The organism is Streptomyces sp. NBC_00162, assembly GCF_024611995.1.
Classification (GTDB): Bacteria; Actinomycetota; Actinomycetes; order Streptomycetales; family Streptomycetaceae; genus Streptomyces.
In genome coordinates, this window is the sequence record NZ_CP102509.1 from 8,493,278 (window position 1) to 8,518,339 (window position 25,062).

22 protein-coding genes and 9 pseudogenes are annotated in these 25,062 nt (G+C 69.4%); 14 read left to right on the forward strand and 17 right to left on the reverse strand.

Annotated elements, in window-relative coordinates; genetic code table 11:
* Positions 1–90: 90 nt before the first annotated feature.
* Positions 91–453 (reverse strand): IS3 family transposase, encoded by a 363-nt coding sequence (locus JIW86_RS39305; RefSeq protein WP_257559072.1) that lies wholly within the window; start codon positions 451–453, stop codon positions 91–93.
* A complete protein-coding gene (locus tag JIW86_RS39310; protein WP_257559618.1) occupies positions 450–755 on the reverse strand; it encodes a transposase in 306 nt (101 codons plus the stop codon). The genes JIW86_RS39305 and JIW86_RS39310 overlap by 4 nt, the downstream gene beginning before the upstream one ends.
* Before the next feature lie 113 nt (positions 756–868).
* On the opposite strand from JIW86_RS39310, the pseudogene JIW86_RS39315 reads away from it, so the two are divergent.
* A pseudogene (locus JIW86_RS39315) lies at positions 869–1,303 on the forward strand (hypothetical protein); the annotation flags it as partial.
* Positions 1,304–1,625: 322 nt separating this feature from the next.
* On the opposite strand, the gene JIW86_RS39320 reads toward JIW86_RS39315, so the two are convergent.
* Positions 1,626–3,827 (reverse strand): endonuclease, encoded by a 2,202-nt coding sequence (locus tag JIW86_RS39320; protein ID WP_257559073.1) that lies wholly within the window; start codon positions 3,825–3,827, stop codon positions 1,626–1,628.
* A 290-nt stretch (positions 3,828–4,117) separates the two neighbouring features.
* On the opposite strand from JIW86_RS39320, the gene JIW86_RS39325 reads away from it, so the two are divergent.
* The 5 genes and pseudogenes from JIW86_RS39325 to JIW86_RS39345 all read left to right on the forward strand — a co-directional run bounded on the left by JIW86_RS39325 (position 4,118) and on the right by JIW86_RS39345 (position 5,447).
* On the forward strand, positions 4,118–4,408 hold the full coding sequence (locus JIW86_RS39325) for a hypothetical protein (protein WP_257559074.1): 291 nt from the start codon (positions 4,118–4,120) through the stop codon (positions 4,406–4,408).
* Between the two features lie 2 nt (positions 4,409–4,410).
* Positions 4,411–4,491: pseudogene (locus JIW86_RS42290) on the forward strand (MerR family DNA-binding transcriptional regulator); the annotation flags it as partial.
* A 74-nt stretch (positions 4,492–4,565) separates the two neighbouring features.
* Positions 4,566–4,805, forward strand: coding sequence for a hypothetical protein (locus JIW86_RS42295; protein ID WP_257559619.1), 240 nt, complete (start codon positions 4,566–4,568; stop codon positions 4,803–4,805).
* Positions 4,786–5,100: a hypothetical protein gene (locus tag JIW86_RS39340; protein ID WP_257559075.1), complete on the forward strand. Its 315-nt coding sequence runs from the start codon at positions 4,786–4,788 to the stop codon at positions 5,098–5,100. The genes JIW86_RS42295 and JIW86_RS39340 overlap by 20 nt, the downstream gene beginning before the upstream one ends.
* Positions 5,101–5,111: 11 nt before the next feature.
* Positions 5,112–5,447, forward strand: a complete 336-nt coding sequence (locus JIW86_RS39345; RefSeq protein WP_257559076.1) for a YnfA family protein — start codon at positions 5,112–5,114, stop codon at positions 5,445–5,447.
* 30 nt (positions 5,448–5,477) lie between these two features.
* On the opposite strand, the gene JIW86_RS39350 is transcribed toward JIW86_RS39345, so the two are convergent.
* The 3 genes and pseudogenes from JIW86_RS39350 to JIW86_RS42300 all read right to left on the reverse strand — a co-directional run.
* Positions 5,478–5,690, reverse strand: a complete 213-nt coding sequence (locus JIW86_RS39350) for a hypothetical protein (RefSeq protein ID WP_257559077.1) — start codon at positions 5,688–5,690, stop codon at positions 5,478–5,480.
* 380 nt (positions 5,691–6,070) lie between these two features.
* Positions 6,071–6,313 carry a hypothetical protein gene (locus JIW86_RS39355; protein WP_257559078.1) on the reverse strand — a complete coding sequence of 81 codons (243 nt, stop codon included), beginning with the start codon at positions 6,311–6,313 and terminating at the stop codon, positions 6,071–6,073.
* A gap of 54 nt (positions 6,314–6,367) precedes the next feature.
* Positions 6,368–6,670 (reverse strand): annotated as a pseudogene (locus JIW86_RS42300) (helicase associated domain-containing protein); the annotation flags it as partial.
* A 222-nt stretch (positions 6,671–6,892) separates the two neighbouring features.
* Here JIW86_RS42300 and JIW86_RS39360 point away from each other — a divergent pair.
* Both JIW86_RS39360 and JIW86_RS39365 read left to right on the forward strand, forming a co-directional pair.
* Complete coding sequence (locus tag JIW86_RS39360) at positions 6,893–7,375, forward strand: hypothetical protein (protein WP_257559079.1); 483 nt, start codon at positions 6,893–6,895, stop codon at positions 7,373–7,375.
* Between the two features lie 135 nt (positions 7,376–7,510).
* Positions 7,511–8,173 (forward strand): annotated as a pseudogene (locus JIW86_RS39365) (ISL3 family transposase); the annotation flags it as partial.
* Positions 8,174–8,459: 286 nt separating this feature from the next.
* On the opposite strand, the gene JIW86_RS39370 reads toward JIW86_RS39365, so the two are convergent.
* The gene (locus JIW86_RS39370; RefSeq protein WP_257559080.1) at positions 8,460–8,684 is read right to left on the reverse strand and encodes a hypothetical protein; all 225 of its coding nucleotides are present in this window, start codon (positions 8,682–8,684) and stop codon (positions 8,460–8,462) included.
* A gap of 217 nt (positions 8,685–8,901) precedes the next feature.
* Between JIW86_RS39370 and JIW86_RS39375 the strand changes: the two genes are divergently transcribed.
* From JIW86_RS39375 to JIW86_RS39385, 3 genes are read left to right on the forward strand one after another with little or no spacing between them, the layout of a single operon-like run.
* On the forward strand, positions 8,902–10,134 hold the full coding sequence (locus tag JIW86_RS39375; protein WP_257559081.1) for a hypothetical protein: 1,233 nt from the start codon (positions 8,902–8,904) through the stop codon (positions 10,132–10,134).
* Complete coding sequence (locus tag JIW86_RS39380; RefSeq protein WP_257559082.1) at positions 10,131–10,748, forward strand: hypothetical protein; 618 nt, start codon at positions 10,131–10,133, stop codon at positions 10,746–10,748. The genes JIW86_RS39375 and JIW86_RS39380 overlap by 4 nt, the downstream gene beginning before the upstream one ends.
* Complete coding sequence (locus tag JIW86_RS39385) at positions 10,688–11,740, forward strand: ferritin-like domain-containing protein (protein WP_257559620.1); 1,053 nt, start codon at positions 10,688–10,690, stop codon at positions 11,738–11,740. Before JIW86_RS39380 ends, JIW86_RS39385 begins: the two co-directional genes overlap by 61 nt.
* 364 nt (positions 11,741–12,104) lie before the next feature.
* On the opposite strand, the pseudogene JIW86_RS39390 reads toward JIW86_RS39385, so the two are convergent.
* The 7 genes and pseudogenes from JIW86_RS39390 to JIW86_RS39420 all read right to left on the reverse strand — a co-directional run bounded on the left by JIW86_RS39390 (position 12,105) and on the right by JIW86_RS39420 (position 19,071).
* Positions 12,105–13,491 (reverse strand): annotated as a pseudogene (locus JIW86_RS39390) (alkaline phosphatase family protein).
* Positions 13,488–14,657 carry a metabolite traffic protein EboE gene (eboE, locus tag JIW86_RS39395; RefSeq protein ID WP_257559083.1) on the reverse strand — a complete coding sequence of 390 codons (1,170 nt, stop codon included), beginning with the start codon at positions 14,655–14,657 and terminating at the stop codon, positions 13,488–13,490. Before eboE ends, JIW86_RS39390 begins: the two are co-directional and overlap by 4 nt.
* A gap of 6 nt (positions 14,658–14,663) precedes the next feature.
* Positions 14,664–15,512 carry a TatD family hydrolase gene (locus JIW86_RS39400; protein ID WP_215150674.1) on the reverse strand — a complete coding sequence of 283 codons (849 nt, stop codon included), beginning with the start codon at positions 15,510–15,512 and terminating at the stop codon, positions 14,664–14,666.
* Positions 15,512–16,096 carry an EboA domain-containing protein gene (locus JIW86_RS39405; protein ID WP_257559621.1) on the reverse strand — a complete coding sequence of 195 codons (585 nt, stop codon included), beginning with the start codon at positions 16,094–16,096 and terminating at the stop codon, positions 15,512–15,514. Before JIW86_RS39405 ends, JIW86_RS39400 begins: the two co-directional genes overlap by 1 nt.
* A 63-nt stretch (positions 16,097–16,159) precedes the next feature.
* Positions 16,160–17,002: a sugar phosphate isomerase/epimerase family protein gene (locus JIW86_RS39410; RefSeq protein ID WP_215150676.1), complete on the reverse strand. Its 843-nt coding sequence runs from the start codon at positions 17,000–17,002 to the stop codon at positions 16,160–16,162.
* A pseudogene (locus tag JIW86_RS39415) lies at positions 16,999–17,930 on the reverse strand (SCO3242 family prenyltransferase). Before JIW86_RS39415 ends, JIW86_RS39410 begins: the two are co-directional and overlap by 4 nt.
* Positions 17,930–19,071: pseudogene (locus JIW86_RS39420) on the reverse strand (inositol-3-phosphate synthase). Before JIW86_RS39420 ends, JIW86_RS39415 begins: the two co-directional pseudogenes overlap by 1 nt.
* Positions 19,072–19,638: 567 nt before the next feature.
* On the opposite strand from JIW86_RS39420, the gene JIW86_RS39425 reads away from it, so the two are divergent.
* Positions 19,639–19,824: a DUF3732 domain-containing protein gene (locus JIW86_RS39425; RefSeq protein ID WP_257559084.1), complete on the forward strand. Its 186-nt coding sequence runs from the start codon at positions 19,639–19,641 to the stop codon at positions 19,822–19,824.
* A gap of 281 nt (positions 19,825–20,105) precedes the next feature.
* Here JIW86_RS39425 and JIW86_RS39430 read toward each other — a convergent pair.
* The 3 genes and pseudogenes from JIW86_RS39430 to JIW86_RS39440 all read right to left on the reverse strand — a co-directional run.
* A pseudogene (locus JIW86_RS39430) lies at positions 20,106–21,116 on the reverse strand (IS630 family transposase); the annotation flags it as partial.
* Between the two features lie 1,104 nt (positions 21,117–22,220).
* Complete coding sequence (locus tag JIW86_RS39435; RefSeq protein ID WP_257559086.1) at positions 22,221–22,730, reverse strand: nucleoside 2-deoxyribosyltransferase domain-containing protein; 510 nt, start codon at positions 22,728–22,730, stop codon at positions 22,221–22,223.
* Between the two features lie 359 nt (positions 22,731–23,089).
* Positions 23,090–23,548, reverse strand: a complete 459-nt coding sequence (locus JIW86_RS39440; RefSeq protein ID WP_257559087.1) for a MarR family winged helix-turn-helix transcriptional regulator — start codon at positions 23,546–23,548, stop codon at positions 23,090–23,092.
* A gap of 84 nt (positions 23,549–23,632) precedes the next feature.
* Here JIW86_RS39440 and JIW86_RS39445 point away from each other — a divergent pair.
* Both JIW86_RS39445 and JIW86_RS39450 read left to right on the forward strand, forming a co-directional pair.
* A pseudogene (locus tag JIW86_RS39445) lies at positions 23,633–24,009 on the forward strand (VOC family protein).
* Positions 24,010–24,304: 295 nt separating this feature from the next.
* Positions 24,305–25,039 carry a DNA-3-methyladenine glycosylase family protein gene (locus JIW86_RS39450; protein WP_257559088.1) on the forward strand — a complete coding sequence of 245 codons (735 nt, stop codon included), beginning with the start codon at positions 24,305–24,307 and terminating at the stop codon, positions 25,037–25,039.
* Positions 25,040–25,062 lie beyond the last annotated feature (23 nt).

The following is a 25,062-nucleotide window of genomic DNA, read 5'->3' on the forward strand; positions in this document are numbered from 1 at the left end:
CCATGACCGCAAACGATGCCGCGAAGTCGACTGCTGATCACGCGTACACATTCGCACCGTATCAGTCCGGACACGAAGCGTGACAACCAGTCATTCGGGCGTATGATCTGCTGGAGCCAATGAGGCGACGGTGGTCCGATGCCGACGGCGCAGACGGACCCCCTCGAGCCCGATGGCCCGCATGATCCTCGCGACCCGCTTGTGGTTGACCACCGGGCCGCCCTCGTCACGGAGCTCGGCAGTGATTCTTGGGGCGCCGTAGGTACCGTCGGAGTCCTGGTGGGCCTTGCGTATCCGGGCTGCGAGCCCGGCCTCGGCAGTCTGCCGGGCCGCTCTTGCGGCCGCGGTGCGGCGCCAGTAGTAGAAACTCGAGCGGGACAAGCCCAGGATGTCGCAGAGCCGCTTCACGCCGTGACGGCGCTGGTGATCTTCAACGAACTGGCAGCGGTTCACCAGCGCGTCTCCGTCGCGAAATGCCGGGCCGCCTTGCGGAGAATGTCGCGCTCTTCCTCGAGCTCACGGATCCTCTTGCGTGCCGCGGTCAGCTCCGCCTGAACGACGTCACCTCCGGTCTGGGCAGCGGCCGGCGGCGCGGAATGAGCGCCGGGGCGGCGTCCGTCGGCGGCCTTGATCCAGTTCCGCAGCGTCTCGGTGTTCACCCCGAGATCAGCCGCGACCGACTTGACCGTCGCTCCCGGCCTCGACCGGTACAACGCGACCGCGTCCGCCTTGAACCCGGCGGGATAGTGCTTCATCCCCACGGGGACTCCGTTCTCCTGGACCATCAAGATCCAAGTCTCTCCGGTGTCCAAAATCCGGGGTCAGGGCCCCAAAGGGTGGTCCCCCTCCCGCGCTCAACTTCGAGCCCGGCGCCTACAAGATCGACGTCCCCGGCAAGCCCTTGAACTGGAGCGCACCGCTCCTGGCCAACGACGGCATCCGCCTGCGCGTATCTACATTCTTCAGCGCCCACCTGGACAACTGGCGCCTGTGCAACGTGACGGAGAACAACGGAGTCCTCGAGGCGTCCCTGTGGAACTGGGGCAACGGCGGATGCGCGACCATCCCGGCGAACATCGCCAACCAGGAGCAGGCCTACCTGACGACGGCCATCTGCGGGGAGGACGACCTCCAGCGGTTCTGCATCTACCGCGACGTACCCGGCAGCTCGAAGATCGGTGTGCAGAACAAGTGCACCGGCTCCATGATGGGCCACGACCGGTACGCGGACGGGGAGTTGATCCGCCAGTACTCCAACGGCAGGCAGGACGGTACGGGTACGTACCCCCTGACCGGAGTCTGACGGCCCACACCCCGTGATCGGCCCCGCACGTGAACCCCCGACCTCCCGGTTCCGTGCGGGGCCCTCCGCGTCCCTACTCCGGTTCTGCCGGGTCAGGCGGCTGTGCCGAAACCGGAGCGGTCGGCTCCATGGGTCCTTTGCATGATTCGCCATGGGTTTCGACGCCGTCAGCACCAACGCTTCCTACGACGGCTGCCGGGGCGGCGTACACACGCCCGGATCCCAGGATTAGCAACGGTCCAGTTAATCCTCGCGCCGTCCACCCCTCGCGCCGGCTCCTCCTGGAGTCGGCGCGAGGGATGGACGGGACGGGATCGTCAGGTCAGGGCCAGGCACCCGCGAAGTCGATCTGCTCGGCCCACTCCGGGTGGTCTATCAGCGGATTGCGGTTGCCTTGCATTTCGGCTATCGCCGCGTTGCGGTGCTGCTCGTAGATGCCCACCGGATTGTCCCTGTGCCAGTTCAGCAGCAGCTCAAGGCCGGCCCGCTGGAGTTCACGCGCCTCGTCGCCGATCTTGCCGGGGTAGCGGAGCAAGAAGTAGAGCGTCGCCCTGGCGACCGGCCCCTTGCCCTTCGAGGGCTCGAACTTACCCGGCTCCCGGCGCCCGCAGCCGTGCATAACGACCTCGTCGAAGTCCGGGAAGTCGAAGTAGGGGATGTTTCCGCGGAAGCTGTTGCACGGGGGCTCGCAGGTGAAGAGATGGTGCAGGTCTCCGCGCATCGGCTCCTTCTTGGCGAACCAGGACTGGGGTACGACGTGTTCGCAGTTGAAGGGCAGCGACGCCTCCAGGAGGTCGAGCTCGGCTTCGATGGCCTCCGGGCCGGGCGCACTCTCGTGGAGCATGAACTCCTGCCAGCGTCCGATCCGCGCGGCCTCCACCGCCGCGTCGGCCTCCATGAGCTCCTCCGGGGTGAAGCCCTTGCCCGAGTAGATGCCGTGGAGCTTCTCGTCAGGCTGCAGGTCCACCCACGGGTAGAGCAGACGCATCGGCTTGTACGCTGGCCGGCGCTCGTGCGTGGACTCCAGGCGCTGGGTGAGCGCCAGGCGCAGGGCTGTGGGGTTGCCGGCGTGAATGCCCGCGTAGTAGGCGTCGCGTGCCGTCAGGTCCGCGGCCTCGTCGTAGTAGGGGCGGGCCCTGAAGGCCGCGAGGTTGACCAGGGCGGCTGCCAGGTCCCGCTCGGCGGGCGACTGACCGTCGATACTTCCGATCCCGGCCAGCGACCCGACGTACGAGGTGGTGGTCGCATGGTGCGCCGGTGCCGCAGCAGGTGATTCGGCCCGGGGCTGCAGGGCGTCGGCGTCGAGGCTGACGCTGATGTGCAGGGGGACGCTCCAGTGGACGGATCCTGCCGTGGCGGGCTGCTCACCGCTCCGGTCCATCGTGGTGTTCTGGGGCGCGGCGCCATTCATTCGGTCCGTCAGGACCGTCGGCGGCGAGACTTCCACGGGGTGCAGGGACGAGCCGGCCGCGAACAGCTCCGTCCGGAGCGACGCGGCAGCGCCGGACAGTGGGAACTGCTGGATCATGCCGAGGATGCGGCTGACCCGCACGCCCTCATTGGCCTTCCAGTCCACCCGGTGCTCTCCCATGCTCGGATGCCAGCGGGTTCCGTCGACGGCCAGCACGTTGCCGTCGCGGTCCTTGCGGGGAGCACCTGCGTGGTGCAGTGCCACGACCTCCCACTGGTCGTTGAGCACCGGAGCGCCCGAGGAGCCACGCGCCGTGTCGGCCGAGTAGTGCACGAAGTCGTCCAGCACGTCCACGATCTGGTTGTCCCGGAGAGCCAGCTGCTTGGGCTCGCCGTTGGGGTGCTGGATGATGTTGACGAGTTCTCCGATGACGGCCTTGCCCTGAGCTTCCTTGAGCGGCAGTCTCCCGAAGGACGCCAGCGGCTGACCGTCCCGGGAGCGTTCGGAGACCGCGACCACGGTGAAATCGAGGTCACGGTGGGTGACGAAGAAGCTCTGTGGATCGAGCTGGAACACGACCGGGACCTGCGGCCGCCCGTCCACGCCTGCCTGGAAGTTGAATTCGATGACTCCGGCGGCCGCCTCCTCGGCGGAGCCCAGCACGTGGTTGTTCGTCATCAGCAGTGAGGGGGACACCAGGAAACCGGTGCCGTGGTGGGACGACCCGGGACTCCGGACGGTTATTCGGCCGACCGAGCGGGCGGCGAGGAAACCGCCTTCGAGGTAGTCGATTCCGATGAGATCGTTGCGGCCCATGAACCGTTCGAGCACCAGTAGGTCGGTGCTGACCAGCTCGCGGTCCAGATCCAGGCTCGTACCGGTCGTGGCGGTCTCCGGTGTCCGCTCGATCGCTGTGGCCATGGCCCAGTCGACGCCCAGACGGTTCAGCCTGTTGTTGACCCGTTCCTGGGTGTCGGCATAGAGGATGCCGTGCTGCTCGAGCGCTTCCATGTGGCCGTCACGCTCCGCGGTACGGGTTGCGTAGCGCCGACCGGCATCCTCCACCTGCTCCAGGAAACCCGTGTCGACGTGTGACAACTGCTCCACTGTCATCTCGGCTCGCCTCCTCGGCGGCACTCTTCCGCGCTCAGATGTCGGATTTCCTCCCCCATTTCAGTATGGGCACAGGGCCTGGGGTGCCGCTCAGCCGAACAGCGGGACGCTCCGGAGTGGTTGTTGCGTCAATCTTTGAACTGTCTCCGATTTCGGGATGACGGCGATTTCGCTGCTGCCCCGGCACCCGAGCCGTTGCGCGGGATGCTTCGTCTGGTCACAGAGTGGTTGAGACCACTTGCCCCGTGTATAAGTCATTCTGGCCTCCGCCCAGTTGTGTGCTCGACGTGATGCCGACCCGCATCCGCCGCGGCGCTCCCGGTCTGGCCGCCAGGTGGCCGGCCTACTTCGTGGCTTTCGACGTGTTGCAGCTGGACGGGGTGGAGCTCCTGGCGCGCCCGTACCCGGAGCGCCGCGCACTCCTCGAGGAGTTGTTCACCGGGCACGGCCTGACGGCCCCAGCCCCGTGGACCCTGTGCCCGATGACCACGGACCTGGCCAAGGCACGCGAGTGGCTGGAGTCCTGGACGGATGTGTCCGGAGTCGAGGGCATCGTCAGGTCGCCGAGGCGGCCGGGGTGAACGTGCAGACGCTGCGCTACTACGAGCGGCGGGGCCTGCTGGCCGAGCCGGAACGCAGCAACGGCGGACACCGCCTGTACGGCGAGGACGCGGTGACCGCGCTGCGGGTGATCAAGGCCGCGCAGCGGCTCGGCTTCCCCTGGAAGAAGTCGCCGAACTGCTCGAGGCCGGCCGCCATCGCCACGGCCGCCCCGTCGCCGGGCTCCAGGAGCGCGCCTCGGCCAAGCTCGCCGAGGTCGACGCGAAGATCGCCGACCTCACCACCATCCGCACCGCCCTGGCCACCGCGGTCGAGGCGGGCTGCGACGACCTGACCGTGTGCGCGTCCAGCGCCTGCTGTCCCATTCCCTTCACCGACCTTGCCGAGGAGAACCGCCATGCCGGACCCTGCTGCTGACCCCCACTCCCACAAGGCCCCCAAGGCGCTTGCGGGTCTGGCCGCTCTGGCCTGCGTGGCGTGCTGCGCGCTGCCCGTCCTGATCGCCGCGGGCGTCCTGGGGGCCGGCGCGGGTGCGGTGGTGGGCTGGCTGCCCGCCCTCGCCGTGGTCCTGGCCGTGCTCGCCGGCGGGACATGGTGGCTCGGACAGCGCCGCCGCTCCTGCTCTTGCGGCACGAAGAGCACAGGTGAGGGCGGGTGCGGCTGCCAGAAGGATGCCGACCCGCTGAAGATCACGAGCGGGGGCCGTCGATAGGGTTCGCCGGTATGACTGTCGCTCGTTCCGTTGCCCTGTTCGCCGTTGCCGCCCTCTTTGAGATCGGCGGGGCCTGGCTGGTGTGGCAGGGCATCCGCGAGCACAAGGGCTGGGTGTGGATCGGCGCCGGCGTCATCGCGCTGGGCCTGTACGGGGTGGTGGCCACCTTCCAGTCCGACGACAACTTCGGCCGCATTCTTGCCGCGTACGGCGGGATCTTCGTCGCCGGATCCATCGCCTGGGGCATGGTCGCCGACGGCTACCGCCCTGACCGCTACGACGTCATCGGCGCCCTGGTCTGCCTCGCGGGCATGGCCGTGATCATGTACGCGCCCCGCGGGAACTGACCCCGCCCGGCCGTCCCGGACCGCTTGACGTCAGCCCACCGTGATCGTCTGCTGACTCCCGTCAGGCAACGTGCAGGTGGAGGCCCTGTACGGGTTCTCCTTGACCTGTCCACCAGCGGCCGCGCACTCTTCCCCGGTGATGGTCGGAGACGCGGCGGCCTGAGCGCTGACAGCACCGACCGCGCTCGCGCCGGCCAGGGCGGCTGCAGCCAAGGCGAGGCCCAGCATTCTTCTCATACGCATGACTTCCTCCTCTCAGGCGCCCCCGTTCGGCCCTTTCAAGGACAAGTCTCGGGCCGACAACGCCCTCCTCCTCAGCATGGGCGATGCACAGGAGGCCCGCGAGGCGAGTCGCGCGCCGCAACAGGGATCCGGTCGAGGGCCAGTGCGGGAGTCACCCGGAGCGCAAGGCTGGCAGGCGCTCCGCCTGATGGGCGTCGCGGATTCTTCACTGGTTCGGCGGCGGGTGTTTCACCAGCGTGCGGGGGCGTTGAGTTGGGGCGTGTCGTTTGTGTAGTGCAGGCGTGTGCCGTTTCGCGGATGGACGGCATGGCGCGCCTGTAGGGCCCTTGACCTACGGTCGCCCGGGGGCTGACCGCCACCAGCGTGCAGCGCTCGCGCGCCTACTGCGCCCATTCCACGCCCAGCTCGGCGAGCGCGGCAAGCTGCGCCGCGTCGTGCCGGTCGCGGCGCGCCTTCTGGTTGCCGATCCAGATTCCGGTGCGGTGTTCGGTGCCGTCGGGGAGCCGTTCGACGACGGCGCGCCCCGGCAGGGCGCCTTCCCGTGCGATGTACTGCTGGAGGGCCTGGAGGCCTTTCTGGAAGGCTTCGCCGCCCGCGCGCGGCCCGGACGCCGTAGCCTTCATCGCCGCCGCCCTGCGGGCCCGCCCGACCGCCTGCGGCTTGACGCCGTGTGCGGCGAGTCGGTGTTGCTGTTCGTCGTTGAGCCGGTTCCAGTTGCGTCGTTGGGTGGCGAGCCATCGTCCGACGTCCTCGCCGTGCCGGGTGACACCGGGGACGACAGCGGTCAGACGCGCCCCGTCGTCGAGGAGCTGGGTGAGGTAGGCGTAGTGGCGTTGCCAGTCGACGGTCCACCCGAGCGTCCGCGGGTTCCAGTCGGGGTCGATGGCGGCGAGCGCGGCGGCCCGCTGCTGCGCCCGGTCGGGGTTCTTGCCGAGTCCGCCGGGCCGGCGGATGTTGGTCAGCCACTGCCCGACGGCGATGCCGAGGCTGGTGGCATGCCGGGGGGCGGCTCGGCGAGGTCGCCGCGATCGAAGCCAGCCTCGCCGCCGCCGAGCAGAAGCTCGCCGCCATGCGCGACCTCGCCACCCGGCACACCACCGTCCACCTGGGCATGCCCGATTTCCGCAGCGTCGTCGCGCGCATCGACCCCGAGCAGCGAAACGAGGGTGCGAAGCAGCAGTCCTGAGCACTACAACGAGGGGATGACCGTCTTCCTCTGTTCCCAGTGCGGCACCGCGATCACGCCGGAGCTGGCCGAGCGTGCCACCGTCTCTGACATCTCCGACGACGAGCGCGACCGGGACAAGGAGACACGCCCACCTTCCACCGTCCCACGGGGCCACTACGTGATCGTTCCCGGGCCCTGGGGACCTCCCTACATCGTGCAGGACGATCAGGAGGACCCCAAGCCCGCTCAGTCGCGCGGACCTGTGGTCTGCCGTGAAGAAGGCTTCGTCATCGCGGCCGGCACGCGACACACAGTGCTGGTGCATCCCGACGACGCTGCCGATATCCAGCCCCTGCCCAACTGGGAGAACAGCAACGGGTGCTGCGGACCGACAGGCGACGAGGGGCTCAACCGCGCCTGCCCCTGCGGCGCTCCCGTCGCTACCCTCGCGGACGACTGCTTCGGGCCCTACGAACTGCACCTCGACCCCGTCCGGACCTACGCGTTCTCCCAGTGAGACCGCGAAGCGCGCGTGGACGATGCACTCGACACGCCCGGCGGAGCGAGTCCACCCAACTTCTTCACGACTACTTTCCGTCGTGAAATCCAGCTCGCAGACGGGCCTGTCACTGAGCTGGGCTAGTTCGGATAAGACTGCTCCCACCGCCTGGGCCTGGCCCTGAACACCGTCAAACGCTACGCCCGGATGCCCGAACCCCAGGCCCTGCGTATCGCCCCCACCTACCGGCCCACCCTCGTCGGCCCCTACCGCGACCACCTCCGCGCACGGCGCCGGACCGACCCCGCCGTGCCCGTCACCCACCTGCTGCGGGAGATCCGAGAGCTGGGCTACACCGGCAGCGCCAACCTGCTGGTCCGCTACCTCAACCAGGGCCGCGCCGAAGGCGACCGCCCCGTCACCACCCCGCGCCACGCCAGCCGCCTCCTGCTCACCGACCCCGAGAATCTGTGCCCGAAGGAAACGACCCTGCTGGAGAAGATCGCCGCGGCCTGCCCGGAGATGACCGCGCTCACCGATCTCGTACGCGGCTTCGCCGCCCTGCTGAAGCCGGCCGACGGCAACGACGCCAAACTCACCGAGTGGATCGCCACCGCCCGCGCCATCGACCTGCCCTACCTGCGCAGTCTCACCAACGGCCTCGAAATCGACCGGGCCGCTGTCGACGCCGGCCTCACCTTGCCCTACCACAACGGCCGCACCGAAGGCGTCAACACCCGCACCAAGAGGATCATGAGACAGATGCACGGACGCGCCGGATTCGACCTCCTCCGTCACCGCATCCTCCTACCGTGACGGCTACCTGGCGTCACCACCGACTACGGGACAGAGCCACTGTGCGAGGTGAACAGGTCACAGAGGCCTCGCCCTCGACCTGCCCGGCGACTCTGCCCCCGATTCCGCGGTAGACGAGTAATTCCGAAGTGCTGGTCAGTGGTCGTAGGCGATGAGTGATCGGGTGATGGGTGTTCCGTTGGCCCGGTTGTGCCAGGTGGCTGCGGTCAGGGCGAGGATGTGTTGGGGTCAAGGCCCCAACGCCCGACTCGAATGTCGGCCCACCGGCCAGCCGGCCGTGGTCGACTTACGTGACGTGTTCAACGCGATCCGGCAGCAGGGCGGGATCGGCTGACGTCGGGTCGCCGGGGAGCCGGACGTCCACCTCGTTCCGGTCATCCGCAGGGTTGTGGATCACGATGATCCCGATCACTCCGAGCCCGACGTTCTCCATGTCGCAGATGGAGTGGTCGTGGTAGAGCCAGACACCCGCCGGCGCCAGCCTTGACTCGGCGGCCGCCGCGCGATCCATACGGGCCAGGCGGTTCCACGAGCGTTTCTGGCGCCTTGCCAGCCGTTCCCCGGGATGTCGGGGAATTCCACGAAAGCCTCACCCGTTCGGCTTGATTCCTTGACCGCCGGGCGAGGCATGAACGGGGCGCCTGCCACCGCCGAGTCTCCGCACCGCCCATCCTGGCCAACACCGGATACGTGTCCGGTAAGCCTCCCGCGTCCGAACGGAGTTTCCGTTGAGTTATCTTCAGTTCCCGCGCCTGCACTTCTCAGGAAGGTTCGTTTTCGACCCTTCCACCGTCAACAACGACCCAAGGCACTTCAACAACGACACGTTCCAACCTCGTTTTCACAGACGCAGTCGGTCCGCGAAGGACGGCTGGTGGAATCCACGGGGAAGCGCCTCGTTCCGCCTGCGCGGCTGCAGGGTGACCAGCGTCGTGGGGGCGGATGGCCGCCTGGTGACGTCCGGTGCGATCGAGCCCGTCGTCGGCGGCTCCCTGATGGACGACGGCGATCGCGTCAGCGCAAAGATCCAGGATCTGGACCCAGTGCAGCAGGGCGTCTCCCAGATCTGGGGCCTGGGGCTTCGGCTGTTCGACAGCGGGCAGCGGCCAGTGCTGTACGGGGACTTCCGCCACGCCTCGTTCGTCGACCTGTGGGCGCGCTGCCCCCAAGCCACAGGTCTGGACGGGTACTCCGCCGCCTACCAGTCCGTCATCAGGCTCAGCCCTGACCAGACGGACACGGGGTCGTCGACGTTCCTGAAGGAACTGGTGGAGAGCACGGCCGATGACGAGTTGTCCATCAAGTTCATGCTCGACGGCTACGAAGCCGACTGGGACTCGCCGCGGTTCGGCACGGGCCGTATCGTGGGCTCCATCGGGCCGACCGCGTCCGGAGAGCCCCGGCACTTCACCGCGGCGCGCCGACTGCGCAGCCCAGCCGAGGGCGGACCTCTCATGGACGCGCCGTGCCGCATCGACGGGCAGGACCGGCTGCACATCGATCTGGGCAACAGCGTCCCCACCAGTACCCCCGGCGGCCCTCCCCTCGACAGCATCGGCCTCCTTCAGGTGGTGGCCCTGCCGAAGGGCGGCGGCGAGCCGGATGTGCTGGCTCAGCTCGGCCCCCTCGACGACAGGTTCCTCACCGAGCGCGCGGGCATCGCCACCATCCAACTCGGGCAGGGCAAGGCGACGTTCTCGGACCGTCGGCTCGCCCTGAGGACTCTCGACGGCACCGTGCTGCTGGAGGAGAACAGCGACGCCAGTTTCGCCCGCGCCGACGACGTCGTCTTCCGTGTCTACCCGCCGGTGCAGGCGGGGAGGGCCCGGCCACCACCGTCCACGCCACCCGGTTCGGCGAGCCGGCCGCCAACGTCAAGATTGTTTTCGGCAACGCCGCCATGGAAGAAGCCAAGCGGCATTCCGACGACAACTCGCTGGTCGCACCGCCGATCCCGATGAGCGAGCGAGGCGGGCTCCAGCCGATCCAGCCCGTAACCACCGATCAGCGAGGGCAGGCCACGGTCCGACTGACGGCGACCGACCCGGGCAACCCGCGCGGCTATATCGACGGACAGGTCTACAACGTCGATTACGGCCCGGAGTACTCGAGCGGCAGCGGGACCGTGATGCTCAAGGAAGACCAGCTCAACGTGCTGGTCTGGGACGAGTACAAGGAGCCGGCCGACATCGCCTGGATCCCCGACGTCAAGCCGATCCTCCAGCAGTACGCCAACCTGTACCCGGTGATGCGGGACGTACTCGACCTGGCGAACTACCACGACGTCGTCAAGTACAAGCACCGCCTGCAGCACGTCCTCACCGAGCCCATGGATTCACCGAGCCACATGCCGGTCACCCGCGACCTGTCGCCGGGCAAGCGGGACGCGATCGTGAGGTGGCTGCGCCAGGAGCGGCCCCCTTCCTGGCGCTCCGGAACGTCGATGACCTGCGCCACGCACTCCAGCTCGCCCTCGAACTTGAGCACTCCACCATTCCGCCGTACCTGTACGCGCTGTTCTCCCTCAAGCCCGGCAGTAACCGCGAGGTGGCCGAGATCATCCGGGGCGTGGTGATGCAGGAGATGCTGCACATGACCCTGGTAGCCAACATCCTGACCGCGTTGGGCGGGAAGCCCCGGATCGGTCGGCCGGGATTCGTGCCGACCTACCCGAACCACTTGCCCGCCGGCGTACTCCCCGACCTCGTCGTCTCGCTGCGCCGGTGTTCGATCCAGCAGATCCGCGACGTGTTCATGGGGATCGAGAAGCCCGAGCGACCTCTCACCAAGGCGAGGACGCGCTATCCAGAGCCAGTCGTCCCCGAGCGGATCGAGCTCAACGAGCTGGGCGAGGTAACGTCCTACCACTACGAGTCGCCCCAGAACAACACTGTCAAGATGGCTCAGGCCATTTCGGCGGAGGATCTGGACACCCATTTGTTCTCCCCACTGAGGACCTTCTTCCAGGAGGCGGAGTTCGAGGAGTTCACCATCGGGTGGCTCTACACACAGGTGGCCAGAAAGATCAGCGAGATGGGGGACGGCATCTTCACAGGAAGGGACAGGCCCCAGGTGCTGAACTGGCCCGGCGAGTCGCCGGGGAACCTCCACAGGGTGTACGACGTTGCCACCGCCCACTCCGCGATCTACGAGATCATCCATCAGGGCGAAGGCACCATCGGCAACCCCGAGTATCAGGGGCAGCCCTCCCACTACTACCGGTTCCAGCAGGTCGTCAGAGGCAGACGCCTGATCCAGAAGGATGGCGCATGGGTGTTCGAGGGCGAGGAGATCCCCTTCGACCCGGACGGCGTGTACCCGGTGATGGACGACCCCGATACGTCCGCGATTCCGCAGGACTCCCCTGGCCGGCTCGCGTCCGAGCTGAGCGACCGGACGTACGGTGATCTCCTCGGGGCCCTGGACCGGGTCTTCAACGGGCACCCTGAGCACCTACAGGAGGCAGTCTCGCTGATGTACTCCGTCGAGGTCCGCGCCAAGGAGCTGTTCCAGCACCCGTCCGCTCCCGGCGCCGATACCGTCCTGGGGCCGAGCTTCCAGGTCTGACGCGGCGCCAGGCGGCCACCACCTCCACGACCGCCACTCGCGCATGTGGGTCCATGGCCTGGCCGGAGCATTGCCCGGCCAGGCCCGGACTCCTGGTGCGGCGTCCGGGGCCGCAGGCCAGAGCCCCTCCGGCGCCACCGCCGACAGCAGCGGCGCAAACCACCGGCACCGATCGGATACCGCGGTCAGCAGGAGAACGGCGAGGCCGACCACGATGCAACGAGCAGCGGCATGCGCCGGGCCCGCTGTGGGCAGTGCGTCGTGGCGCAGGCCGGAGACGAATCCTCACGTGTCTTTGTCCTGGGGCGAGGAAACCCGCAGGCCCGCTGTCCCGGCAACGGGCTCCTGGTGGGCCGGGTACGCGCTACCCGAGGCCCGCCAGCCGCAGGAGCAGCGGCTTCACATCGGTGGCCTCGACCCGACCGCAGACGGCACCGGAAGCCGAGCACACGATGACCGGCCCGTCATCGGGGTCCTCAGGCAGGCGGCCGTGGCTGCCGCGGACGGGCGACGGGTCGAGGGGTACGACTGCCATGTGGTAGCGCATGCCGAGTTTTTTGCGGGCGAGCGCCCACATCGCCCTGGCTCTCACCCAGGGATCGAGGGGGTCCAAGAACAGCTCGGCGGGGTCGTAGCCGGGCTTGCGGTGGATCTCTACCGTCCGGGCGAAGTCCGGGGCGGCCGCGTCGTCCAGCCAGTAGTAATACGTGAACCAGGCGCCGGGCTCGGCCACGGCGACCAGGTCACCCGAGCGCGGGTGGTCCAGGCCGTGGTCCTTCTTGCCCCGGTCGTCGAGGAGTCGTTCCACGCCGTCGAGGGCCAGGAGCGCCCCGCGGGCAGCCTCCAAGTCCTCCGGACGGCGCACGTAGACGTGCGCTACCTGGTGGTCGGCCACCGCGAAGGCGCGTGAGGCCGCAGGGTCGAGGTACTCCATGCCCTCCTGGGTATGCACCTCGAGCAGTCCGGCGCGGCGCAGGGCCCGGTTGATGTCGACCGGGCGGCTGACAGGGTGATGCCGTACTCGGACAGGACGACGACGGTGCGGCCCTCGGCCTCGGCGTCGTCAACGAGCGGGGTGATCACGGAGTCGAGTTCGGCGGCGGCCCGCTGGGAGCGCGAGTCGTCGGGGCCATACCGTTGCAGGTCATAGTCGAGGTGCGGCAGGTAGGACAGAACGAGGTCCGAGCGCTGGAGCGCATGATGTGGCGGGTGGCCTCGGCGATCCAGCGGCTTGATTCGATGCCCGCGCCCGGTCCCCAGAAGCGGAACAAGGGGAAGGTGCCGAGCGCCCGGGTGAGCTCGTCGTGGAGCCGGGGCGGGCGGGTGTAGCAGTCGGGCTCCTTGCGGCCGTCGGCGCGGTAGACGGGGCGGGGGGTGACGGTGATGTCGGTCTCTGCGCCCATCGCGTACCACCAGCAGACGTTGGCGACGGTGTAGCCGGGGTAGGCGCGCCGGGCCGCGTCCCACAGTTTGTCGCCGTGGACCAGTCTGTTGTGCTGACGCCACAGGAGCACCTCGCCGAGTTCGCGGAAGTACCAGCCGTTGCCCACGGCGCCGTGTTCCGCTGGGAGCGTGCCGGTGAGGAAGGTGGACTGTGCCGCACAGGTCACGGCGGGCAGCACCGTCCCCAGGTGCGCCCATGAACCGGACCGGGCCAGCGTGGCGAGGCGGGGCATGTAGTCGAGTAGGCGCGGGGTCAGGGCCGCGACGTCGAGGACGAGGAGGGGCCGTGGCGGGCGGTGACCTGTCATGGCAGCTCCTTGAGGCCCAGGTCGACAAGGAGGTCGCGGGCGAAGGCCAGTTCGGCGGCGATGCCGTCGGCGAGCTGGCCGGGGCCGTCGGGGCGCAGCTCCGAGGGGAGGACCTGCCAGGTGTAGGTCTCGACCTCGAGGTGGCGGCTCAGCGGCGCCGGGCCGCCGATGAGATGTTCCAGGGTGTCCCGGAGCACGTCGGTGGTGGAGGTCAGCGGAGGGGAGGGCGGTGCGTGCAGGGGAACATGGAAGTGCGCGCGCCACGGCGAATCGTCCGGCAGGACGCCGCCGACTAGCGCCTCCGCGAGATCATCGGTGCCGAGCAGGCCGGCGGCGGTCCGGGTGCGGGTCTGGTGTAGGAAGCGGGGCTCGGCGAATGCCGCGAGGGCCTCGCGTACTTCGGGCAGACAGGGGTGCTCGGCGTGCAGCGCGGCGGAGAGCTGGACCTTGGGCACGGGGATCCGGGCGGCCTGGAGAGCGTTGAGCGCGGTGCGCGGGTCCTCGAAGCAGGTGGCGAGGTGGCATGTGTCCAGGCAGACGCCGATGCGGTCGCCGGGGACGGTGGTGAGCTGTGCGATGGCTTCGGCAGTGGTCTCGATCACGCAGCCGGGCTCCGGCTCCAGGCCCACCCGGACGCGGCGGCCGGTCTCCGCCTCGAGGGTGGCGAGCCGTTCCGCGAGCGTGGCCAGGGCGGCACGGGCGGCACGCGCCCGGGCCGCGTCGAAGGGGGTGCGCCAGGCGACGGGCAGAGTCGAGACGGTGCCCTCTGCGACGTCGTCCGGCAACAGTGTGGTGAGGAGCCTGGCCAGGTCGGCGGTGTGGGCCAGACGCCTGGGGTCGGTCCAGTCGGGCTGGTAGACGCGGTACTTGACCTCGGCGGCGCCGAATCCTTCATAGGGGAAGCCGTTGAGGGTGACGACCTCGAGGCCGCGCCGGTCGAGTTCGGAGCGCAGTCGGCGCAGGGCGGCGGGGTCCGCGGTCAGGGTGCGGACTGCGTCGCTGGAGAGCCACAGGCCGATGCCGAGCCGGTCCCGCCTGAGCAGCCGTCGCACCGGCTCGCGGTGGTCGCGGAGTTGGGCTAGCACCCCGTCGAGGGTCTCGGCCGGGTGGACGTTCGTGCAGTAAGCGAGGTGGACGACGTCGCCGTTGGGGTGGCGGAAGCGCACGGGGGCCTACTCCTCGCCGCGCAGGATGGAGTTGCCCTCGTAGGGGGCGTCCGGTCTGCCGCGGTCGAGGCTCAGCCGTCCGCTCAGTCCGTAGAATGCCACGGGGTTGCGCCACAGCACCTGGTCGGCATCGTCCTCGCCGAACCCAGCCCCCAGCATGGCATCGCCGACCTTGCGGGTCGTGAGGGGGTCGCTTCTACCCCAGTCCGCGGCGGAGTTGACCACGACGCGTTCGGTCCCGAAGTCCTTGAGGACGGCGACCATGCGGTCCACGTCCATCTTGGTGTCCGGGTAGACGGAGAAGCCGAGCCAGGCGCCGCTGTCCTTGGCCTCCTTGGCCGTGGTCTCGTTGAGGTGGTCGAGCAGCACCCGCTCCGGAGGGAGGGCCGACTCGCGCACGACGTCGATGGTGCGGCGTAGGCCGTTGAGCTTGTCCCGGTGTGGGGTGTGGACGAGGGCGGGAAGCCCGTGGTCGTGGGCGAGCTGGAGCTGGGCGGCGAACGCGGTGTCCTCGGCGGGGGTCTGGGAATCGTAGCCGATCTCGCCGACGGCGACGACGTGGTCTTTGACGAGGTAGCGCGACAGTTCGTCGATGACGGGCACGCACCGTGGGTCGTTGGCCTCCTTGGGGTTGAGGGCGATCGCGCAGTGGTGGGTGATGCCGTACTGGGCGGCGCGGTAGGGCTCCCAGCCGAGCAGTGAGTCGAAGTAGTCGAGGAAGCTGGCGGGCGAGGTGCGCGGCTGGCCCAGCCAGAACGAGGGCTCGACGACGGCCCGCACGCCCGCCGCGCGCATGGCCTCGTAGTCGTCGGTGGTGCGGGAGGTCATATGGATATGCGGGTCGAAGATGCGCATCAGGGCGCCTCCGCCTCTGTGGTCAGGGCTTGGACGAGGTACAGGTCGACGGGGACGGGGCGGCCGGCGGCTGTGCTTTCGCCGGTGTGGTCGGCGAGCATGCGCGCGAGTTCGGCGTCGCCGCGGGCCCGCCTGGCCAGGCCGGCGACCGCGGCCACGGGGACCCCGGTGCACAGGCACTTGAGGACCGCGTGTCGCCAGGCGTGCGGGGCGAGGTGTTCGGCGGCGTACGGGCCGACTGCAGCGGCGATCAGGCGGGTGTCGCTGGTTCGCAACGCGTCCTCCACGAGCGGCAGCCCTTCCGCAGGGGCGAGCTCCAAGCCGGGCAGGGCGAGCAGCACGGCGCGGCGTTCGTCGGCGGTGCCCCGGCGGTAGAGCCGCGCCACGGTGGCGGCGCCGGCGCCTGCGGTGTGCAGCAGCAGGATGCGCGCCGTGTCGGCTGCGGCCTCCGAACCGCAGTGGCGGCCGGCCTCGGCGAAGCGCAACTCCCAGGCTGGCAGGTTCCGCCGGTGTCCGGCCGGGGCTGCGGGTGTGGCCGCCTCGGCAAGGGCAGCGTCGAGCCAGACCCGGGCGGCGGGCGGCAGCCGCTCGCCGAGGGCTGTGAACGGCCTCGTCCGCTGCCGCTCTCGTGATTGCCGGTGGGGTGGTCACGATGTGCCTCCGTTTCGCAGGAAGCGCAGGGAGCGCTCGGCGAGGTCCGGGCCCATGTGCGAGTGCCGGGGCAGTTCGACAACGGTCAAGCCCCGGTAGCCCACGGTGCTCAGGGCATCGAGGACGGGCGGGAAGTCGATCTCGCCTTCGCCGAAGGGCAGATGCTCGTGGACCGCGCGGCGCATGTCCTCGATTTGAACGTGCCGCAGCCAGGGTGCGGCGGCCCGCACGCAGTCGGCGGGCGGCTCGGGCTCGAGGCACTGGCAGTGCCCGATGTCCAGGGTGAGGCCAAGGACATCCGGGTCGCCGAGGTCGGCGCGCAGGCGGTGGAAGTCGGCGAGGGTGCCGAGGAGGTGGCCGGGCTCGGGCTCGACGGCGAGGGATAGCCCTTCGCGTTCCGCCGCAGCGAGTACCGGTTCGAGCGCTTGGCCGAGCCGCTTCCACGAGGTGTCGTCATCCGCTCCGTCCGGCACGGTGCCGCTGAAGCAGTGCACGGCGTGCGCCCCGAGTTCGGCGGCGATGTGCACGGCGGTCACCAGCAGCCGGGTCCTGATGGCGCGCGCTTCGGGGTCGGGGTCGATCAGAGAGGGTCCGTGCTTGCGCCGAGGGTCGAGGATGTAGCGCGCGCCGGTCTCGACGGTCACGCCGAGGCCGAGCCGCGCGAGGCGCCGCGCCACCTGCCGGGCACGGGCGAGCGCATCGGGGGCTGCCGGGTCCAGGTGCATGTGGTCGAGGGTCAGCCCAACCCCGTCGTAGCCCAGGTCGGCGAGGAGTACGAGGGCGTCGTCGAGCCTGAGGTCGGTCAGGCCGTTGGTGCCGTAGCCGAGTCGCAGGCTCATGTTGGACTGACCCTCCGTGAGAGCCTCCGCGCGGCCGGCGCCAGGGCGATGATGGCCGCCGCGGCACCGACCGAGCCGTCCCGCGCCGCCAGTGCAGCCTGCAGTGGGATCATCGCCCGGATCCCGCCACCGACGGCCTGCCGGGTGCGGGCGGGCGAGGGGTCGAGCACTGCACGGATCAACGGCCCCGCGACCGTGGCCGCGAACCCGGCCGCCAACCCGGCCGCGAGCCCGGCCCGGGTGGGGCCCTCGGGGGAACGGCTCCGACGCCGCCCGAGTCCGCGCCGACGGCTCGTCACGATCCCCACCACCGCCGTCGTGCCGAGCGCGGCAAGGGGGCGGTCCGCGAGCCGCCCAGCACCTCGTGGCGGGAGACCATCGTGACGGCGAAGGTGTGTGCTCCCAGGGCGGCCGCCGGGCCCAGTGCCGCCCGCGTTCCTGAGCGGGACGTCGCCGCGGCGCCCAGGAGCAGGTCCAGGCAGCGGGCTGCCGTCATGACTGCCGGGCCTGCCTTGGTCCGCTTCAGGCCCAGGTCATACGCCCACACCGTGGCCGCGAGGACCGCCGCGGTCCGCGCGGCTTCGCGGCCCGCCTGGTGAGCCAGCGCCAGGCCGGCCGCTGTCAGGCCAGCCGAGGCCGCGAGCGCGGTGCCCGGCCTGATCCGACCGGAGGGGAGCGGGCGGTGCGGTCGGCAGGTCGCGTCCTCGTTCTGGTCCGCCCAGTCGTTGAGGGCCATCCCTGCCGCGTACAGGCACAGTGAGGCGCCCATCGCGAGCCCGGTACCGCGGGTCGGCCGGTCCCCAGTGGCCGCCGCCCCGGCGAGCGCATCACCCGGAACCGTGACCAGGGCGGAGACTCTCAGGAGTTCTGCCCAGGCACGCAGCCGGGACGCAGGCCGCGCGGCGGTTCCCCGGCCGTCGGCCGGCATCACCGTGGCTTCCGCAGGCGCTCGGCGAAGCCCAGCAGGGCCGTGTACTGGTCGGCCAGCGCCGAGGAGCCGCCGTCGGGGTCCTTGAAGTAGAATCCCAGCTCCGGGCGTGGGCCCGTGATCCCCGCCTCGTGGGCGCGGGCAAGCAGCCGCACCAGGTCGAGGACCAGGGGTGCGGCCAGCGCCGAGTCACAGCCCTGCCAGATCGTCTGCAGGAACATCCGCGCACCGAGGAAGCCGTCAAAGGCGATGTGGTCCCAGGCAGTCTTCCAGTCCCCCAGCACCGGGACGTTGTCGATGTGCACCTTTCCTTCGGGCAGCGAACCGAGGGTGTCGTGCAGCGTCCGGTTCTTGCCGGCGTTCTTGGCGGCAGCAGCCCCGGGGTCCGCCAGCGCGGCGCCGTCCCCTCCGCCGAGCAGGTTCGTTCCGGACCAGGCGCGCACGTCCAGTGCGCGCTGTCGGAACATGGGCGCGAGCACGGCCCGGAGTAGGGTCTGCCCGGTCTTGCCGTCCCGGCCCGCGTGGGGCACCGCCGCGTCGCGGGCCGCCGCGCGCAGCGCCGTGTGACGCAGGCCCAGGGACGGCGTGAAGTTGACATAGGGGCATCCGGCGCGCAGCGCGGCCGCCGCGTACAGCGAACTGGGGGCAGAGGGGCGTCGCCCGCAGCGGGCGCGGGCTCCGTGGTGGCGACGTTGACCACGACCGTGCGAGCCGCACCGCATCGGCTCGCGAAGCCGGCGATGTCGGCCGCGAAGCCCGCGATCAGTTCCTCGTCGCCTCGGGGGTCTGCGGGCAGCGGTCCGCCGATCCGTATCTCCGCGTCAGCGGCGTCAAGTTCAGCGCGCACCGCTGACGGCAGACCGTGTGGCAGCACTCCCGCAGCGGCCAGCGACTCCGCCTTCTTGGACAGCGGGTCGCCTGCCGTGTCGTGCCCTCCGAAGACGAACGAGGACAGGGAGGGCAGCCCGCTCCCCGCGAACGGCGGGGTCTCGGTAACCATGCCGGTCGGCGGCAGCAGCCCGGCGGTAACGGCGGCGCACCCCGCAACCGCCGTAACGGCGACGGAGCCCCGGGCCCCGACGAACCACACTCCAGTCCGGGATCCGGCCTCGGGCTCGGACCCATTGGCGTGAAGGGACACAGGCTGCCTCCTAAAGGCGCCGACTCTTGACGATTCGTAATTCTGACATTACGGGATAAGGCCCGACTCCATGTCTATTTGATACCTATGTTCCTCTTGTGCTGGTGCCGTGGCCCATGGTCGCGCGACCCTGCCGCCGAGTCGCACCAGCACCTGAAGACCTCCAGTCGTAGGTGGTGACGCGTACGCGATCGAGGCCGACCTGAAGCGCAACGAAACGTGACGGGCTGTCGGCGTTACTGAAGCCCCAAAGGCCATCGCAGCAGGTCAAGCGGCAACAATGCTCATGGATGAGTCCGCCCGGGCCGATCGCGCCTGCGTACGTCGAACCGGCGGATCCGGTCCGACTCGCCGGGCCTGCTTGCCGCTTGCCGCAGGTGAGCGGGCAGGTTCCGGAGACGCAGGGCGGCTTACGGCCACGTGCCTCGCACACCTGCCGCACCCGCAGTGGGGCGTCAGGCTGACCCCACTTCGAAGGCGTCTGCAGCTCCCCGAGGTTGAGTCGCTTGGCCCAGGCCGTCATGCCGATGGCGATGTCCGCGAGTCGACGCTCGGTTTCGGCGCACGGTGACCGCTTACTTCGAGCTCCTCAGCGACGTGGTACGGCTTGACCGGGGAGCGCTTCAGATCATCGTTTGCGACCATGCGAACCTGCTGCCCGAAGGCTGGTTCCAAGATGCCGTCATCGGCAACTGGCGCCCCGATGCCGAAGGCAACCGCACCGCCCTGATCCCTCTGGACTGGCTCGACTGATGACACCGCCGCCGCCGTCGGCAGGGAGTGCCGACCGGCACGGCCGGATCTAATGCGAGTGGCGAAGCGGGCGGGCCGTTGATCTACTTCCCGATGCGGTGGAGCATGGCCGAGGAAGCGTCGGCCTACGCGGCAGCCGTGGCGCAGTCCACGGGGCTGGTCTGTTTCGACGTGCAGCAGGACCGGCTCAGGCCTTGAGCGGGTCCCTCACTGGTGGTAGCCGGTGAGGGCTGTGTCCTGCCCGGCACCAGCTCCGCCCAGCGGGTGTATCTAGTGCCGTATCAGGCAACGTTCGCCCTGTCGACGACGGCGCGTAGGCGCCGGTCGTCGGCATGGTGGTTTCGCCAGATGATGTAGCGGCGGATCATGCTGCCCTGCTCTTTGTGGTCGGCGTGGTCGGTGCCGTCGAGGGTGAAGTAGCGCAGGGCGGTGAACTGGGCTTCGATGCGGTTGAGCCAGGAGCTGTTGGTCGGGGTGTAGGCCATCTCGACGTTGTTCGCCGCAGCCCAGGTGCCGACGCGACGGCACTTCTTCGTGGTCAGGTGCGGGGAGAAGTTGTCACTGACGATCGCGATCCGGACCTCGAGCGGGTAGAGGCTGCGCAGGTAGCGGCAGAACTCCAGGAACTGCGTCCGCTTCTTGACCGGCTTGATGTGACCGTAGAGCCTGTCCTTGGCCAGGTCCAGGGCGGCGAACAGGTGCCGCCGCACTCCGCCGTAGCGGTTGTAGGTCGCCCGCCGCCTGCGGCGGGGCTCACGGTCGGGATCCTTGTGCGTACCTCCTCGTTCAGCCCACTGATTCCCGGGGTGGGGTATCAGATTGAGGGGTCCGAACTCGTCCATGCAGAAGATGACCTCGGGCTCGCCGTCTTCGGGTATCACCTCGCCATCGGCGATCGCGTAAAGGTGCTCCACGGGGGCTTTCTTCCCCGCGTAGTCCGGGTCGCGGGAGGTCTTCCAGGTCTTCAGGCGTTGAAACGAGACGCCTTCCTCGCGGAGCAGAATGCGCAGACCCTCGTGGCTGATGTCGTCGACCACCCCCTCGGCAACCAGGAAATCGGCCAGCTTGGTCAGGCTCCAGGTCGAGAACGGCAGGTCGTGCTCGGCCGGTTTGGACTTGGCGATCTTCTTGATCTCGCGTCGCTCGGACAGCGTGAACGTCCTGGGCCGGCCACCGGCATACTTCGGATACAGCGAGTCGAAGCCGTCCGTGTTGAAGTGATGGATCACGTCGCGGATCCGGTCGTCACTGCTGAACGACACTTCGGCGATCTTCGCCACCGGCATGCCCTGCGGTCCTACCACCCGGCGAGTGACGCCGAGGCAGCAGTCACGGACGGCACTAGGCTGGGCGGTCTGCCGCACTGGCTGGAGGAACCGCAGTGGCTGTACTCAGAGACCACCGACACCCCGATGAATTTCCTCGGGCAGTTCCGGGTGGCGCGGTCGGATGAGCTCCGCGCCTGGCATATGTGTCCGCGCGGGTCAGCAACTTCCGATGGCCACGTAGTGGACGGTGGTGCTCAGTCCATCCGAATCGACGTACATCTCGTACTGAACACCACCGGCGCACGTCGTACCTGCGTAGACGCCCGAAGAGTCGATCCTAGTCGTCGGGCCTTTACACCCGCAGTGATCCGTAGACAGCCGATGAGTCAGCCGAGGTGGTTCAGACGGCAACCGGCCCCTCGCATTGCCGAGGTCGCCAGCTCGCGTCCGAATCGTGAGTTCAACGGCGATGGTGGCATTCAGGTCGACTCGGAATTCGTACAGCTGCTCCCCGTCTCTTGTGCGGCGGTCAGTGGGTACTCGTTCGCGGATCGCTTCTTCCGGTAGCCAGATGATGGGTCCGTCGCAGTCACATGGGTCCGTCGAACACTCGCACCACTGGAGGGGAAGGGGGTCTGCGCCACCGATCCTCAGCGCCAGATCCGCCGGAACGTCCACCGGGACGCCCATGAGCTTCCTCGTGGTTTCAGCCGTCAGGCGCTGGTTCCTCGCTTGATCGTAGCTGCGCATGCCGATCGCCCTTCTCATGACGAATAGGGAGCGATTCACGCGATATGCCCAGTGAAGCACCGAAGGGAGTGGTCGGCATCTGAGGCAAACGGCATGTGTAGGGCGCGCGGTGCCGCCGGGAAGAGCCGACGGCACCGCACCTCATTCGGCCGGCGCCGAAACGCCGTGCGCGGTTCACCAGTCGACCGCGCCCCGGCCGCGATTCGTCTCGGGGGAGAGGGTGCCGGGGGTGTGGCCGCAGCGGCGGAACATGCAACGGATCATGGGATCGGGTGGCCGTCTCGAGCACGCACGGCAGATGGACGTGCAGGGGCTCAGCTTCGACCTCGCGGCCGCGGTCCCGGAGGGCGCGGGCCAGGAGTTCAGTCCGCTCGCGCTTTACCGGACTACCGAGGGGTTCCGGCCGTGACGAGGGCGAGGGCGGCAGCCACGGTGTCGTGCAGGGTCTCGGCTACGGGTACCCCGTGGCGGCGGGGCGGCGTAGATCAGGTAGCGGTTGCGCTCGGGGTTGGGGCAGTCGGGCGGGTACCCGAGGACGGCCCTGCCGGTGGCGACGTCGAGGCTGAACTCGACGTTGGTGGTGAACCCCGGGAGCGTCTGCAGGTCGCGGGGGATCCAGAACAGGATCGCGTGGGCGGCGGCGCGGGCTGCGGTCTCCCAGCCGACTTGGTCGTCGTAGTGCTGGGCCCGGACGCTGCCGCGGGATTCCGGGGTGAGTACGGTCAGCCGTTGCTCGCCGGTCCATCGGGCGGAAAGTTCATCGATGGCGGCCCGCCGCCAGGAGGAGACGTCGCCGGCGGCGCGTGGCGTCGGTCCGGCAAGGAAGACGTTCGGGCCCGTGCTGGGAATCGGTTCGCGGGCGTAGACAACGGTGGTCGTCGGGGTCACTGTCCGGTCTACTTGGCGTGGTCGTTGAGGGCTCGGCGGGCGCGGCTGGCTTCGGCGCCCGTTCGGGCGGTGCCACCGTCCAGGGCGTCGCGGACCCAGCTGGTGGCCATGAGGCTTCCGGCGTCCTCAACGGGAGCGGAGCATGCTGAGCGTCGTGTGGGCCGCGTCCCGTTCGGTGCGCAGCCATGACCGAGAACAGCACCCCGGCGTAGCCGTCGGCCTGGCCGCACACGACGCCCGGGCCGGCAGCCCGGCGCATCCACGAGCGACGGCTCGCGGCCCCCGTCGCCTGGGCGCCGGGGGCGAGAGAGGCCAGTGATGGGAACCGTGAAATCGGCGGTCATCGAGCTGTAGATCGCTCACCCGCCGAGTGTCTCCGCCATCCGGTCCAGGTCGGCAAGAAGAGCCGCCATGCGTTCCGGCGGAACAGCGTCGGTCATCCGCTGGTCGATGGCGTAGACGGCGGAGCGTGCCGCGGCGAGGCGCCGGTGGCCATCCTCGGTGAGGTGGGCGGGCAGCGCCCGGCCGTGGTCGGTGGTGGTCGCGCGGGTGATCAAGCCAGCCTCCTGTAGTCCGCGCAGGACGACGTTCATGGATTGCCGGGTGACGAACGTGCCGCGGGCCAGTTCGGCGTTGGACAGCCCGGGCTGCTGGTCGAGCAGTTCGAGGCAGGCGTACTGCGGCACGGTCAAGCCGTGCTCACGCAGGGCCCTGTCCATTGCGCCGCGCAGGGCGGCGGCAGCGCGCTTGAGGCGGTAGCCCAGGCGCTCGGTCACGTCGCCGGTCGGGGTCGGGTTGTCGGTCGGCCCATCTGTCATGTCAGGAGTTTGACATAGGTGGGCGGGGACGCCTAGCGTCATCCATGTCAAAGTCCTGACATTGAGCGCATCTGAGGAGCTCCCATGACCACCACCGTTTCCGTCACCGGACCGGACTTCATCGCACTGCAGGTGCGTGACGTCGACGCGGCAGCTGCCTTCTACGAGACTCACCTCGGACTGCGCCGGGCGCCGGCCTCGCCCCCGGCGCCGTGGTGTTCACGACCGAGCCGGTCGCATTCGCTGTCCGCGAAGCCCTGCCGGGCGTGAACCTCGACGGTGTGGAGCGGCCCGGTGTCGGTGTTGCCCTGTGGTTCAAGACCAGCGACGCCCAAGCCCTCCACGACCGCCTCCTGGCTGCCGGGACCCCCATCGTCAGGGAGCCGGAAGACGGCCCGTTCGGCAGGATGTTCACCTTCCTCGGCCCCGAGGGCTACGCGATCACCGCCCACGGGAACTGACCGTGTATGCCTTCACCATCACCCCGCAAGGACCGTTCTCCCCGCAGCAGGTCTCGGCTTCCTGAAGGGCTTCACCCCCGCCGGGTATTACGACACTGGTGAGGGCCAAGCCATACGGCTGGCTTTCCCTGCCGACGACGGCCACTCGACTGTGGGGGTCGAGGTGAGGCAGGAAGACGGCCCACAGGGCATCGTGAAGGCGGAGGCCATCCTGTATACCGGCCCGCCCTGCAAGGGGCGGGCCGGGACGGCGGCAGGGATCGAGCCCGTTCCGGCTTCCTCTGGGGTCGACGCAGTGCGGCAGCAGCTGGCCCGCATCCTCTCGCTCGACGTCGACGGCAGCGGATTCCCCCAGCTCGCCAAGGGCGATCCCGTCGTGGCCGAGCTCATCTCGGCGTACCCGGGCTTGCGGCCGGTGTGCTTCCACTCCCCGTACGAAGCGGCAGCCTGGGCACTCATCGGCCACCGCATCCGCATGGTCCAGGCTGCCGCGATCAAGGCCCGCATCGCCGAACATCAGGGACAACACGTCACTGTCGCCGGCCGCACCCTGCACGCCTTCCCCACCCCACGGGCCCTGCGCCAACTCGAACGCATCCCAGGGCTCCCCGACATCAAAGTCGAACGTCTTCGCCACCTCGCGGATGCCGCTCTCGCTGGGGACCTCGACGCCGCCCAACTGCGGGCGATGCCGGCCAAGGACGCCCTTGTCCACCTTCAGACCTTGCCCGGGGTCGGCCCCTTTTCCGCCGAGCTGATCCTCATCCGCGGCGCCGGACACTCCGACGTCTTCCCCCGCCACGAACCCCGACTGCACGCCGCGATGGCGCGTGCCTACGGCCTGAGCGAGCCGGATTCGTCCCAGGTGAGCCGCCTCGCGGGCATCAGCGACCACTGGGCGCCCTACCGGAGCTGGGTCTCCCTCCTGTTGCGCGCGCAGTGGGGCGTTTCCGTACGTCGCCCGGGGCCGCGACGTACCGCTTCCCCGGCGCATCTACCTCGGGAAGGGCCGCTCGACCTGATGCGCTAGGTCCACCCTGCTCGTAGCGGTCG